General features: G+C 60.7%; 10 protein-coding genes. 7 read left to right on the top strand and 3 right to left on the bottom strand.

The window, feature by feature from the left end:
- Window positions 1–174 precede the first annotated feature (174 nt).
- The 4 genes from glcD (at window position 175) to AC3WOG_RS25620 (ending at window position 5,429) form a co-directional block, all read left to right on the top strand.
- Window positions 175–1,674: a glycolate oxidase subunit GlcD gene (gene glcD, locus AC3WOG_RS25635; protein WP_492580685.1), complete on the top strand. Its 1,500-nt coding sequence runs from the start codon at window positions 175–177 to the stop codon at window positions 1,672–1,674.
- A complete protein-coding gene (gene glcE / locus AC3WOG_RS25630; protein WP_492580684.1) occupies window positions 1,674–2,741 on the top strand; it encodes a glycolate oxidase subunit GlcE in 1,068 nt (355 codons plus the stop codon). The genes glcD and glcE overlap by 1 nt, the downstream gene beginning before the upstream one ends.
- A gap of 13 nt (window positions 2,742–2,754) precedes the next feature.
- The gene (gene glcF, locus AC3WOG_RS25625; protein WP_492580683.1) at window positions 2,755–3,972 is read left to right on the top strand and encodes a glycolate oxidase subunit GlcF; all 1,218 of its coding nucleotides are present in this window, start codon (window positions 2,755–2,757) and stop codon (window positions 3,970–3,972) included.
- Window positions 3,973–4,124: 152 nt separating this feature from the next.
- On the top strand, window positions 4,125–5,429 hold the full coding sequence (locus AC3WOG_RS25620; protein ID WP_492580682.1) for an MFS transporter: 1,305 nt from the start codon (window positions 4,125–4,127) through the stop codon (window positions 5,427–5,429).
- A 413-nt stretch (window positions 5,430–5,842) separates the two neighbouring features.
- Here the strand turns inward: AC3WOG_RS25620 and AC3WOG_RS25615 are convergent, their stop codons facing one another.
- Entirely contained in the window at window positions 5,843–6,601 is a 759-nt protein-coding gene (locus AC3WOG_RS25615) for a hypothetical protein (protein ID WP_492580681.1), read from the bottom strand.
- Window positions 6,602–7,144: 543 nt separating this feature from the next.
- Entirely contained in the window at window positions 7,145–8,029 is an 885-nt protein-coding gene (locus AC3WOG_RS25610; protein ID WP_492580680.1) for a LysR family transcriptional regulator, read from the bottom strand.
- Window positions 8,030–8,181: 152 nt separating this feature from the next.
- Between AC3WOG_RS25610 and AC3WOG_RS25605 the strand changes: the two genes are divergently transcribed.
- Entirely contained in the window at window positions 8,182–9,213 is a 1,032-nt protein-coding gene (locus AC3WOG_RS25605) for an NAD(P)H-quinone oxidoreductase (RefSeq protein WP_492582447.1), read from the top strand.
- 498 nt (window positions 9,214–9,711) lie between these two features.
- Here the strand turns inward: AC3WOG_RS25605 and AC3WOG_RS25600 are convergent, their stop codons facing one another.
- A complete protein-coding gene (locus AC3WOG_RS25600; protein ID WP_492580679.1) occupies window positions 9,712–10,869 on the bottom strand; it encodes an extracellular catalytic domain type 2 short-chain-length polyhydroxyalkanoate depolymerase in 1,158 nt (385 codons plus the stop codon).
- 584 nt (window positions 10,870–11,453) lie between these two features.
- Between AC3WOG_RS25600 and AC3WOG_RS25595 the strand changes: the two genes are divergently transcribed.
- Together AC3WOG_RS25595 and AC3WOG_RS25590 are read left to right on the top strand one after the other, a co-directional pair.
- Entirely contained in the window at window positions 11,454–11,762 is a 309-nt protein-coding gene (locus AC3WOG_RS25595) for a hypothetical protein (RefSeq protein WP_492580678.1), read from the top strand.
- Window positions 11,763–12,524: 762 nt separating this feature from the next.
- Window positions 12,525–13,268, top strand: a complete 744-nt coding sequence (locus AC3WOG_RS25590; RefSeq protein ID WP_492580677.1) for a hypothetical protein — start codon at window positions 12,525–12,527, stop codon at window positions 13,266–13,268.
- The last annotated feature ends 47 nt before the right edge of the window (window positions 13,269–13,315 follow it).

Genomic DNA, 13,315 nt, shown 5'->3' with positions numbered 1-13,315 from the left:
GTCTGAGATCCTTGTACAAGGCCGCCTCAGCGATAACGGTAAAAAATCACACTTAAAAAAACTGGTATTACCACTGGAAAACGATTCGACATCGCTGCCCCGACCCGGAACAATCGGGAAAACGTGCAGCAATCCGACGCTCGTGAGAAGCCGCGGACTCACAGGAGACATCGCATGACCTACGCTTACGACGAAAAGCTCGACGGTCCGCTTCGAAACCACGACAAAGCCGCAATTGTGCGCGACCTGCGGGCGCTCCTTCCCGATCTACAGCTTCTGCATTCGAAGGAAGACCTGCGGCCGTTCGAATGTGACGGCTTGTCCGCCTATCGCATCACGCCGATGCTCGTCGCCCTGGCTGGCACCGTCGATGAAGTTCAGACGCTGTTGAATTACGCGTCGGCGCACGGCGTGCCCGTGGTCGCGCGCGGCGCCGGCACCGGACTCTCCGGCGGTGCCTTGCCGCTCGAAAAAGGCATCCTGCTCGTGATGGCGCGCTTCAACCGCATCCTCGAAATCGATGTCGAAGCCGGCACCGCCCGCGTGCAGCCGGGCGTGCGCAATCTCGCGATTTCACAGGCGGCCGCTCCACACGGGCTTTACTACGCACCCGATCCGTCGTCGCAGATCGCGTGTTCGATCGGCGGCAACGTCGCCGAAAATGCAGGCGGCGTGCATTGCCTCAAATACGGGCTGACGGTCCACAACATCCTGAAGGTCGAGATCGTGACGATCGACGGCGAGCGGCTCACGCTCGGCTCCGAAGCGCTCGACTCGCCCGGCTTCGATCTGCTCGCGCTCTTCACCGGCTCGGAGGGGATGCTCGGCGTCGTGGTCGAGGTCACCGTGAAATTGCTCACCAAGCCGCAGAGCGCGAAGGTTCTGCTCGCGAGCTTCGACGATATCGAAAAGGCCGGCAATGCGGTCGCGCAGATCATCAGCGCCGGCGTGATTCCGGGCGGCCTCGAGATGATGGACAACCTTGCGATCCGCGCGGCGGAAGACTTCATCCACGCGGGCTATCCCGTCGATGCCGAAGCGCTTCTGCTGTGCGAAGTCGATGGCGCGGAATCGGACGTTCAGGAAGACTGCGAGCGCGTGGAAACGCTGCTGCGCGCGGCGGGCGCGACCCACCTTCGCCTTGCGAAGAACGAAGCCGAGCGCCAGCGCTTCTGGGCGGGCCGCAAGAACGCGTTTCCGGCGGTCGGCCGCATCTCGCCCGACTACTACTGCATGGACGGCACGATTCCGCGCCGCGAGCTGTCGCGCGTGCTGCGGGGCATCGCGGCGTTGTCGGTGCAATACGGACTGCGCGTGGCGAACGTCTTCCATGCCGGCGACGGCAACATGCATCCGCTGATCCTCTTCGATGCCAACGCGCCCGGCGAGATGGACCGCGCCGAAGCGATCGGCGCGCGCATCCTGGAACTGTGCGTCGCGGTAGGCGGCAGCATCACGGGGGAACACGGCGTCGGACGCGAGAAGATCAACCAGATGTGCACGCAGTTCAACAGCGACGAACTGACGTTTTTCCACGCGGTCAAGGCCGCCTTCGATCCCGACGGCCTGCTCAACCCGGGCAAGAACGTACCGACGCTGCATCGCTGTGCCGAATTTGGCTCGATGCACGTGCATCACGGAGCCCTGCCCTTTCCTGAACTGGAGCGCTTCTGATGCGACGTGACCTCATTTCCATCGACGACAGCGCGCGGCTCGTCGAGCAGGTTCGCAGCGCGCTCGCCGAAAAAAAACCGCTCTCCATTCGCGGCGGCAACAGCAAGGCGTTTCTCGGGCGGCCCGTCTCCGGGGAAGAAATCGATACGCGCTCGCATCGCGGAATCGTGAGCTATGACCCGAGCGAGCTCGTGATCACCGCGCGCGCCGGCACGCCGCTCGCCGAAGTGAACGCGATCCTCGACGAAGCCGGCCAGATGCTTCCCTGCGAGCCGCCTACCTTTGGCGGCGGCGCAACCGTAGGCGGCGCGGTCGCGAGCGGCCTGTCCGGTCCGCGCCGGCCGTGGGCCGGTTCGGTGCGCGACTTTATCCTCGGCTGCCGGATCATTACGGGCGAGGCGAAGCATCTTCGGTTCGGCGGGCAAGTCATGAAGAACGTGGCGGGATACGACGTGTCGCGCCTCATCGGCGGCAGCTTCGGCTGCCTCGGGCTCATCACGGAAGTGTCGTTGAAGGTGCTGCCCAGGCCGCGCGAGTCGCGCAGCCTCACGCTCGCGATCGAAGCGAGCGAAGCGATGCGCAAACTGTCGGCATGGCGCAAGGCGGCGTTGCCGGTGGGCGGCGCGTGCCACCTGGATAGCAAACTGCATCTGCGTCTGGAGGGCGGCACGGGCTCCGTGCGCGCGGCGATCGATTGTATCGGCGGCCAGAATCTCGACCCGCAGTTCTGGGAATCGCTGCGCGAGCAGCGTCTCGCCTTCTTCGACGATCCGCGCCCGCTCTGGCGTTTGTCGCTGCCGAACAATACGCCGCTCGTAGAGTTGCCGGGCGCCGTGCTGCTCGACTGGGGCGGCGCGCAGCGATGGCTCAAGAGCGACGCGCCCGCCGAGGCAATTCGCCAGATCGCGAGCGCGGCGGGCGGCCACGCGACCTGCTTCACGCCACAGCCGGGCATCGAACCGTTTCATCCGCTTGCCGCGCCGCTGATGCGCTTTCACCGGCAGCTCAAGCAACGCCTCGATCCGCACGGCATGTTCAATCCCGGGCGCATGTACGCCGATTATTGAAGCGATCACGATCATGCAAACGAATCTCAGCGACGAAGCAAAATCGCTCGCGCGCGCGAAGGAAGCGGAAGACATCCTCCGATCGTGCGTGCACTGCGGCTTTTGCAACGCGACCTGCCCGACGTATCAACTCCTCGGCAACGAACTCGACGGCCCGCGAGGACGCATCTATCTGATCAAGCAGATGCTCGAAGGCGAGCCGGTCACCGACAAGACGCAACTGCATCTCGACCGGTGCCTGACTTGCCGCAACTGCGAAACGACCTGTCCGTCGGGCGTCACGTATCACGCGCTGCTCGACATCGGACGCGAGATGCTGGAACGGCGGGTCGAGCGGCCCGTCGCCGACCGCGCGCTGCGTGCGGGCCTGCGCCATGTGATCCCGCGCGCGAGGACGTTCGGCGCGCTGCTGAAGGTCGGGAAAATGATGCGGCCTGTTCTCCCCGCGGCACTCGGTGAGAAGATTCCTCCTCACGCCCGGGTTGCCCTTGAACGGCCCGTTGTGCGCCATGCACGTCGCATGCTGATGCTCGAAGGCTGCGCGCAACGCTCGCTCTCGCCGAATACGAACGCGGCCGCCGCGCGCGTGCTGGATCGGCTCGGTATCAGCATCGAAGCAGCACCGGAGGCCGGCTGCTGCGGCGCGACCGACTATCACCTGAACGCCCAGGAAGCGGGGCTTGTGCGAGCGCGCCGCAATATCGATGCATGGTGGCCCAAGGTGCGCGCGGGCGCGGAAGCCATTATCCAAACGGCGAGCGGTTGCGGTGCGTTTGTCAAGGAGTACGGCCACCTGCTGCGCGACGACCCGGCATACGCCGACAAGGCTCGCCGCATCAGCGAAATGGCACGCGATCTCGGCGAAGTCCTCGCCGATGCGCCGCTCGAAGAGTTGCGGATCAAGGCCGACAAGCGCGTCGCTTTTCACTGCCCGTGCACCTTGCAGCATGCGCAAAAACTCGGCGGCTCGGTCGAGGGCGTGCTCGGCCGCCTTGGCTTCGACCTCGCGCCTGTTCCCGACGCGCACCTGTGTTGCGGGTCGGCGGGGACCTATTCGTTCACGCAGCCCGAGCTTGCCCGCACGCTGCGCGACAACAAACTCGACGCGCTCGAAAGCGGCAAGCCAGACGTGATCGCCACGGCCAACATCGGTTGCCAGACGCATCTGGGCGCGGGCGGACGCACGCAGGTGCGCCACTGGATCGAAATCGTCGGCGAAGCGATCGACTGAACTGCGCACACGTTCAGCGCACGCCAGACGGTCCGTCACTGCCACCAAGCCTTCATTTGCAGGTGTTCGACCGAAGCATTCCCACTTCGCCGCGCGGCGCACGCCGTGCGCCGCGGCAACCCGTATCGCATCAGAAAAGAGAGACTGGAGACATGAATATCATCGCCAAACCCAACGACGACGCGCTCGACCGTGCCACGGTCGAAACCCGCGCTTATTCGAAAGCCGCCTGGCGGCTCTTGCCGTTCCTGTTCGTGTGCTATGTCGCGGCGTATCTCGACCGCGTAAATGTGGGCTTCGCCAAGCTTCAGATGCTCAATGACCTGGCCTTCAGCGAGACCGTGTACGGTCTTGGTGCGGGCATCTTCTTCATCGGCTATTTCCTCTTCGAGGTTCCGAGCAACATCATCATGCATCGCGTGGGCGCGCGGGTCTGGATCGCGCGGATCATGATTACCTGGGCGGTGATCTCGGCAGGGTCGCTGTTCGTTAAGACGCCGACGGCCTTCTACGTGATGCGATTCCTGCTCGGCGTGGCGGAGGCGGGCTTCTTTCCGGGCATCGTCCTTTACCTGACCTACTGGTTTCCGGCCGAGCGGCGCGGGCGCATGAACGCGCTCTTCATGATGGGCATCCCCATTGCCGGCGTGGTGGGCGGCCCCTTGTCCGGCTGGATCATGACCGTGCTCCAGGGCGTGGGTGGCTGGTCGAACTGGCAATGGCTCTTTCTGCTCGAGGCGATTCCCTCGGCGGTGCTGGGCGTCGTAACGCTGTGCTGTCTGCCGAACGGCATACGCTCGGCGAACTGGCTCACGGACGAAGAAAAGCGCGTGCTGGAGGTGAACATCGAACGGGACAGCGCGGGCAAGACTCACGGTTCGCTCGCCGGAGTGTTCACCGACGCCCGTATCTGGAAGATGGCAGTCATCTACTTTTGTTGCATGATGGGTCTCTATGGAATCAGCTTCTACCTTCCGACGCTGATCAAGGCGACTGGCGTGCGCACCGCACTCGATGTGGGCCTGCTGACCGCCATTCCGTATGCGTGCGCTGTCGCGAGCATGTTCCTCGTGGCTCGCAGCGCAGACCGCTCGGGCGAGCGGCGCTGGCACTTCGCGGTGCCCGCCGTGCTCGCCGGCGCGGGCCTGTTCGCCAGCACGCAACTGACCGGCAACATTCCGCTCGCGATGGTTGCGCTGACCGTCGGCACAGCCGGCATGCTCGCGACGATGCCTGTGTTCTGGACCTATCCGAGTGCGATTCTCGCCGGTAGCTCGGCTGCCGCGGCCATCGGCATGATCAATTCGATCGGCAACCTGGCCGGGTTCGTTAGCGCGTCGATCATCGGCTGGATGAAGGACGTGACACATAGCACGAACGCCGGCATCTACTGCGTGGCGGGCGCGCTTGTCTTCGGCGCCGTGCTGGCTTTGCTTCAGCCGCACCGGTCCGTGTGATGAAGAGGTTCCACAGGCCTGGCGACGAAACGCGCCTGGTCGTCATCGTGCCAGCGGTGCAGTTCGAGGGCTGGCTGTCGCACAGGGCGACAGACGATCGGCTAGAGCCGAACGGCAGGACACTCGATAGCAGACATTGACCGACATTCTGCCTCTTCGGTGTCCGGCCGGATTGGCCGAATTTGAGTCGTTGCGAGCGCGACCGGCGCCGGCCCGGTCGTCGGCCATTGCGGTCATTGGCGGTAGACGTGGCGACAACATCAACGAATGTCCGCTTCCCAACACAAACTGCGATCGAAGTCGATTGAAGGCGGACAGTTAGCGCACGCATAACCCTTGATTGCTCGGCAGCGTTATGAATTCTCTTCAGAGGTTTCGCTAATAGTTGCAGACATTGACCGGCGCCTATCGATCTACGCAGCAATCGCCGTGTCGTCCCCATAAGGCTTGAACGCTGTGGCTCTATCTATGACAACGCGTTGGTCCGGCGCTCCAGCCTTCATTGCGTGAAAATTGTGGTACTGAGCGAGCCATTCGTACTTTTGACGCTCACGAACACGAGAAGCGTTTTCCGCTAGTCCGTTTTGAACGAATTGACGATGCCATTCCAGTGATGACGGAAAATGTATCTTTCTCCCGAGATAGTCCAGGAAAGCATAGCCATCTGCATCTCGCAATACTAACGAATGGTACAGGCTGTCAGGTTCGATATATTGGAGAACTGATTTACTCAGCAGTATTCTTGGAAACAGGGCCGCTTTTTCCAGCTCAACAGCCTCGACCAGCGCCGGACCGAATAGGAATTTTTCTGAGAACATCAGCGGCCCGACGGTAACAGCCCCCCGCATTGGGAATCCCGACAAGAGCGTTAGTTGAGTTATCTGGTCTGTGAGCTCTCCGAGGAACAGCGCGACAACCTGCTCGTCGCTTAACTGGCGATTTGATCGAAGCGGAAACGCTACAAAAATATTGTCACTGAACGTTTTGACCATCGCCCGTGTTTGGCGCTTTCTCGGGAAATGCCTGGACCATCCATTCATACGTTGCTCAAAGGTCTCCAGGCATGAAAAAAACTCTCCAGCTCGATGACGATCCTTGCCTTTAAACAGGCGGGCTCCTCCGAGTACATCAATGAACGCGCAGACTTGACGATGCAACCTAACCGTTGTCATTTCTCTTTCCTCTATCTTTCATAGTCAAAACACCTTCTGCCTGATTCTAATGGCACGTCACAGACCGCAATATCGGATTGTGCTTCTGATCGACAGATGCTTTGGTCGTTTGCTAACTGCCACAAGCCGGTACAACGGATGTCATGCGGGGGGCGGAGGCAGATATTCGGCCATTGCGCGTACTATGAGTCGCTTGGTTTCATACGTGTAGGACTCAAGCCAATACCAAACTACGGCGACAATATCGCGTCACTGTACGAGAAATTGGCTCACTAGCTTTCAACCAGAACTCCGATAGGCTTCTCGCGCATGCGTAACCAAACCGCCGAACGCATAGCGCGAGTAATTGCTGATGTACGGACCGGTAACCGATTTGGAGTCCGTAGAGAGACTGCTCCGGGTCGACTGCCGCCGACCGGCGACAGGCAGCGACCGGCCATGAGGCAACAGTCGCGATGTCGAGTTGAACGGCTGACATGCTGCGTAAATCGGCCGCTCGGGCATGTACGCGACACGCAGCAGCCGCCCCCAGGTCGTGCGTGACTATTTTGTGTGGTTGGTGTGATCTTCGAACGCGGAGACGATGCCCTCAATCATTGCCGCGATGCGCGCGGTATGCCGAAGGTCCTGATGCGTGACGAGCCAGATTTCGTAGACCGCCCCACGTGCGGGTTCCGGCCATATCTGCACGAGGCCGTCGTGTTCAGCCAGATGTATCGGAAGCTCACCGATGCCGAGGCCGGCCTTTACCGCAGTACGCAGCATGAGGCTGGAATTGAAGGTCGAAACGATGCGCCCCGCGTGTGTCGGTTCGCCAGCAAGAGTCGGTGATCGATTACCGGTCCAGTTTCCCTGATAGACGACAAGATCGTGGCCCGCGAATGCGGAGCCGGCGGCGGGCTTGCCGTGCTGCTCGAGATAGGCATTCGATGCAAAGAGCGCCATGGGCCAGCGAGCAAGGCGCCGCGCGATCAGATCGGGATTGTCCGGCCTGACTGACCGAACCGCGATATCCGCTTCACGCTTTGCCAGATTTAGCATGCGCGTCGACGTGTCCAGCAGGACGCGCACTTCAGGATGCGCAGCATGCAGGCGTTCGATCGCGGGAAGCAGGAAATCGAGCGCGATCGAGTCGGTGCTGGTGACTCTTACGTCCCCCGCCAGCCGTGTATCCGTACCTTGAGTTTGTCTGACGAGTTCGTGTGCGGAGTGTTCCATTTTCTCCGCTGATCTCAGCGCGGTTTCGCCTGCGGCGGTCAACGCGTAACCCTCAGAGGTGCGCAGGAAGAGCGTTGCGCGCAGGGCGTGCTCTAGTGCCGCAATCCGTCTGCCGACCGTCGCCTGATCGAGATTGAGCGTCCTGGCCGCTCCGCGGAGCGTTTTTTCGCGCTCCACCGCGAGAAACACTCGCGCGTCATCCCAGTTCATCGTGCCGCCCTCCCTGATGCAAATTTGCATCGGACCACGTGAATAATGCCGCGCAGATTCATCAATGTCGACTCCTATACTGAGCGCAAGAGTTCCTCGTTCAGTGATCCGACCGGATCAATCGAGCCTCATCAATCGAAGGAGTGGTATCCATGTCTGCTTCAACTTATCGTGTGCCGTCGTCCATGGTGGCCATTGAGATCAAACAGCCCGGCGGTCCTGAGGTCCTGGTGCCGACTACGCGCCCTGTGCCGATGCCGGCCGCCGATCAGGTTCTGATCCGCATCCACGCGGCTGCCGTGAACGGTCCAGACGTTTTCCAGCGCAAAGGGCTATATGATCCGCCCCCCGGCGCTTCGGACATTCCAGGGCTGGAAGTGGCAGGTCAAGTGGTTGCCGTCGGCTCCGACGTGTCCCAATTCCGGATCGGCGAACTGGTGTGTGCATTGATTCCCGGCGGTGGCTATGCAGAATATGCCGTCGCGTACGCCTGCAACACGATGCATATCCCCAAAGGCCTGACGTTGGTGGAAGCGGGGGCCATGCCCGAAACGTTTATGACGGTATGGCTGAACCTGTTCCAGCGCGGCAAGCTGGTTGCCGGCGAATCGGTGTTGATCCATGGTGGCGCGTCAGGTATCGGCACCACGGCGACCATGCTGGCGAAGGCATTCGGCGCTGCGAAAATCATCACGACAGTTGGCTCGCAGGCGCATCGGGAGGCCAGCCTCGCGCTAGGCGCAGACCTCGCGATAGATTACCGCGAGCAAGATTTCGTCGCCGAAGCGAAGCGGTTTACCGATGGAAGAGGCGTCGACGTGATCCTCGACATCATTGCCGGCGACTACGTAGCTAGAAACTATGACGCCGCGGCCGTGGACGGACGGATCCTCCAGGTGGGCGTGATCAAGGGGCCGGCGAAGGATCTCAACATCTTGCCGATGTTGACGAAACGTTTAACGCATATGGGCTCAACATTGCGATCGCGCACATCCGCGGACAAGGCGACGATCATCAATGAACTTGAGCGGCAGGTGTGGCCGCACATCGAGAGCGGCAAGATAAAGCCGGTTGTCTACAAGACCTTTGCGCTTGCCGATGCTCGCGGCGCTCACGAGCTGATCGATTCCGGCACACACTTTGGAAAGATTGTCCTTACGACAGGTGCCGATCTCATTGACTGAAGCCTGGCTTGCCGCCAAAGCGGCAGGCCTCTTGCCAGTTTCGTCATGAACGTGAAGAAAGAGCGTTACTTTTTCAAGGTCACGGACTGGCTCACGATCTGCTCGACGATCGGCCGAAGTCGGTTCGGAAGCGAACGGAGGTAGATCGCGCCTGAATGACTCAGACGGGTCGATCACGGTCTGCGTTAACCTCGATAACACTTATCGGTGTATAGATCAATAATTGCGAGGACCAGGGACAGCGGAACGCGAGGACTCTGATGAGCATCCTCGGCGGTACCGTGACTTCGACGTGAGGCGCGGCATGGGCAGTGATCGGCCATTAAGCGATCGCGGTTGACGATACAGTGGCAGGAGGGAATGGAATGCCCCGAAACCTCCGTTTGTTGAACGTCAAAAGCCGGCGCTCGACGGTCCCACCTTCATCCATCTGGCACCCTGATAAGCCGTGCTTCCAGCGGCGACCGGCCGCCCGATTCTAACCGTGCCACGACGGCCCTACGGTCGGCCAGTCACGCGCTGCACCATCGCGTAGAGCACCGACATCTGCAAGCCGCTCTTGAGTGCGTAGTTCGGGTCGTATTGATTGGAGTAGCCCCACCAGTCGAAGCATGCATTCGGGTTCGTCGGTCCTGGCGCAGACGACGCAATCGTGTCGGGATACAAGACCACCAGTTTGTTCGTGTCGGCCCATTCATTGATGCCCGCCTCGGTGACCCAGCGGTTGCCGATAAGTGAAGCCTCCTGCAGACAGCCGTGGAGGGCGAGCACGAATCCGCACTTGTTCCCTTGCGCGCAGGCTTTGGGCACAAAAACGCTCCCAGTCGAACTCATAGAAAGGTTTGGCGACGCCCCGAACTCCGTTTGATCGAATGCGGACAGCGTACCCGACAGCTTTCCGTTGTTGCGCGGTTTCAATGGGCCGAGGAACATCGTCAGCCACGTTTTTACTGAATCGTAGACTGCGCCATTCGCCGAGCAGCGCACCATGTAGGGACTCCCGAGCGTGCCGCATGCAAGTTCGCCGTCAGGCGATTCCCAGCCGTGCTCGGCGGGAAACGAATTGTCGAAGTGAACATTGGCTTCATAACGCTGGTATTCCGAGTTGAGGTCGGCCATCTCGAGCGGATTAACGACTTGGTCTTGCGTGCCGGACCAGAGGTAGACGGGCTGTCCACGCAGATTCGTCGCCGGGTCGATGGTGCCGAGGGACGATTGCGCGTCCAGGTACGTCTCGGATGCCACAAGCGTGCTGTTGTACGACGCCTGATTCGACGGAAGCGTCAAGCCGCCGCAGTTTGCCAAAGCTGTCGCGGCTCCTCCGGCGGCGGCACACCAGTACACTCCGCCAGCGTAGACAGCGGCCCCTTTGAAGGTCGAAGAGTGGGCAACGTGCATCTGCACTGCCGCGAAACCGCCAGACGAGATACCCGCGACGAAGACCTTCGTCGGGTCAATCTGATAGCGCTGAAGTTTTTCGATCCTGGACGCGTCCGCGGTAGGGCTCGACGTGGCGGCTAACGCCTTCGCCTGTGCCGATGCTCCCAATGCACCGGCATCCGTACCGGCCGAATCGCCGCCACCGCCGCACCCGGCGAGGCCGATCGCCAACACAGCTGCCGACGCTAACCGCAGGCCCAAAGCCATCGTCATCATTGTCGTCTCCTCGTCGGAGTGGAATGAATTAGCAACACCGCTCCGCCCGTCGAACTACCGGCCGTTTTCAGCTTCCGCCTAAGACTCGCTAACACAAGTCATCGACAAAGCGCGAATAGCTGTTTACGGCGTGCGATGCGCCCGACGATACCCCGGCACAGCAAAAATCGCTCCCGTAGCACTTGCAATCGTAAGCCTTAGGCGCGGAGTTAAAACGGTAAAGTCGAAGATTCCCAAACGACCGATTGACTCCATACGAGCCGTTCGCGCCGCGGGGCCTTGATTGGGAGCTCATGGTCGGCCACGGAAGTTTGATGCTGGGCGCGGCATGGGAGGATCGCTGGTGGCGCCTGGATTTCCGGGTTCGGCCAGGAAGCGACGTTCGCTTCTTCCGCCCTAGCATTCACCGCGCAATGCCGAACCACGCCAGCCTCAGATTTGGGAGCAGAACCCGTTAGACGTCATTCCGAAAAGCGAAATTAATCCTTGCGAACAATGCGCTTAATTATCGGCGACCTCTTTCCTAAACTCGGCATTACCTGCGTTTGCATCAAGATTCCAGTCCAATCCAGGAGGAACAGGTCATGAACAAGGCAACCAGCACATTAATCGCGGCTGTCGCCGCACTCGCGCTGTCGGGCGGGGCTTATGCACAAAGCAACAACACGCTGGCGACCCCGAGCGTAGTGTCGCCCGCCGCCGTGTCGCCGGCCAATGCAACGAGCGGCTACGGCACGCCTGGCGCCACCAGCTCGGACAGCGGCATGAGCGCCGGGTCGGCGAACTCGGGCCTGCAGCAGAGCACGAACACTAGCTCGACGTTCAATACCAGCGCTTACGGGGTCAACAACACGCTGGCAACCCCAAGCACAGCGTCGCCGGCTGGCAAATAACAGCAATTAATAACGCACCAGGCGCAAGCACAAAGCGAACAAGCGCCCTCATTCACCAGCCGTTGTAAGAAAAGCCACTGCCCTCACGGACAGCGGCTTTTTGTTTCTCCCTAAGCTCTTCCTGACAGCGGCTCGCGCCACACTGAATCCGGCCATCTACGGACGTTGGTCCGCGCGTTCACAGGGACATTCGAACGTCGGCTCCGGCTAGGCAACGGACTTTCGCGCGCCGACCACACCCGTGGGCTCGTCGGCCTGAGCCGACATTCGCGCAGCTCAATCAGTGACGTTGTGCGGATAACCGCTTTCGCGGCTGTCTTCGCTGCGTGAATCCGCGATTGGCCGGTAGGCACCCGGTTAAGGCCCACTTCACCGGCGTGAATCTGAATGCAACGCGACTAGCGAGGCTCTGAAGAAACAGGGCGACGATAACCTCGCCAGGCTGAATGCGCTCGAAAACCGGGAGTTCGACAGAGCCTACCCTTAGCACGAGGTCGCGTACCACGAGCAAATGGCCCATCGGTGGACGAGACGCTGATTCCCTCCGCGAAGAACGCGGAAATGAAGGCGCTGCTCGTCCGAGCGCGCCCGATTTTCATCTTGCATCTCGATCATGCCCTTCGACTGCCGCGGGCACTGGGTGCGCACGGTGGTTGAGGATCGTGAATCCTTTACACCGCCACGCCGACGGCGTATGAATTAAGTGTAAATGCGACGCGCATAAACAAAGGTGGACCCATGAAGAGGTTTTGGGTTTGGTTAATGTCGATCGCACTGCTCGGCAGTGTGGTCGCATGTGGAGGTGGCCACGAGGACCATTTCGTTAGGCCCTTGGGCGTTGCCGGCATCATGGAGGGAATCTGGGACGGCAACTTTCACTCGCACGTGACGGGCCGCGACACGGGCATGTTCGTCATCGTGACGGCAGGCGGCGAGTTCGACCTGATCACAGACGACTGCGCCCAGATCTCCGCGAGTATTGCTGCGAACGGTCCGTTCTTCTCTGGCGCCGGCACGAGTTATACGCAGACGAACTGCGACGGCGTCAACGTCACCGTGCCGCCGATCACCAGTGTGGGCACCATTCAACCTTTCCAGATCTCCGGTGTCTTCGATGATCGTACCGGTACCGCATTCGCCAACTACGTCACGGCGGACGACAGCGGCACGATCTCGTTCCTTGGTTTCTTTCCCGACTACTTTAACGAGCCGGGCACGCTGCCGCGCACTGTGGGTTCGTATTCAGTGAAACAGAAATCTACCGCGTTGAGCGTCGATGCGAACGCAAATGCTTCTTTCCGGGATGTGACGGGACAAACTTTTGCAGGCAAGTTGTCCCTCATAGATCCGACCGTTGATGTTTATCGCATGACGCTGCAGGTGGGTAGCCAATCGCTAACGGGTCTGGCTACCCTTGTCGATGACGGCGATGGCCGAAACAATGACTTCCTGTTTATCGTCGCCGATGGCACGCTTGCCTACAACGCAGAACTAAGACGCAACTGATTAAAACATGCCGAATAGGCTCTCGAATTCGGGTGTTTTGCCTCTTC

It is taken from the genome of Paraburkholderia sp. FW306-02-B, assembly GCF_058782725.1.
This window is presented reverse-complemented; position numbering and strand designations above follow the sequence as displayed.

Excerpts from the sequence above, each read along its gene's own strand:
- glcD (WP_492580685.1), top strand. The coding sequence starts at position 175 with ATGACCTACGCTTACGACGAAAAGCTCGACGGTCCGCTTCGAAACCAC.
- glcE (WP_492580684.1), top strand. The coding sequence starts at position 1,674 with ATGCGACGTGACCTCATTTCCATCGACGACAGCGCGCGGCTCGTCGAG.
- glcF (WP_492580683.1), top strand. The coding sequence starts at position 2,755 with ATGCAAACGAATCTCAGCGACGAAGCAAAATCGCTCGCGCGCGCGAAG.
- AC3WOG_RS25620 (WP_492580682.1), top strand. The coding sequence starts at position 4,125 with ATGAATATCATCGCCAAACCCAACGACGACGCGCTCGACCGTGCCACG.
- AC3WOG_RS25615 (WP_492580681.1), bottom strand. The coding sequence starts at position 6,601 with ATGACAACGGTTAGGTTGCATCGTCAAGTCTGCGCGTTCATTGATGTA.
- AC3WOG_RS25610 (WP_492580680.1), bottom strand. The coding sequence starts at position 8,029 with ATGAACTGGGATGACGCGCGAGTGTTTCTCGCGGTGGAGCGCGAAAAA.
- AC3WOG_RS25605 (WP_492582447.1), top strand. The coding sequence starts at position 8,182 with ATGTCTGCTTCAACTTATCGTGTGCCGTCGTCCATGGTGGCCATTGAG.
- AC3WOG_RS25600 (WP_492580679.1), bottom strand. The coding sequence starts at position 10,869 with ATGATGACGATGGCTTTGGGCCTGCGGTTAGCGTCGGCAGCTGTGTTG.
- AC3WOG_RS25595 (WP_492580678.1), top strand. The coding sequence starts at position 11,454 with ATGAACAAGGCAACCAGCACATTAATCGCGGCTGTCGCCGCACTCGCG.
- AC3WOG_RS25590 (WP_492580677.1), top strand. The coding sequence starts at position 12,525 with ATGTCGATCGCACTGCTCGGCAGTGTGGTCGCATGTGGAGGTGGCCAC.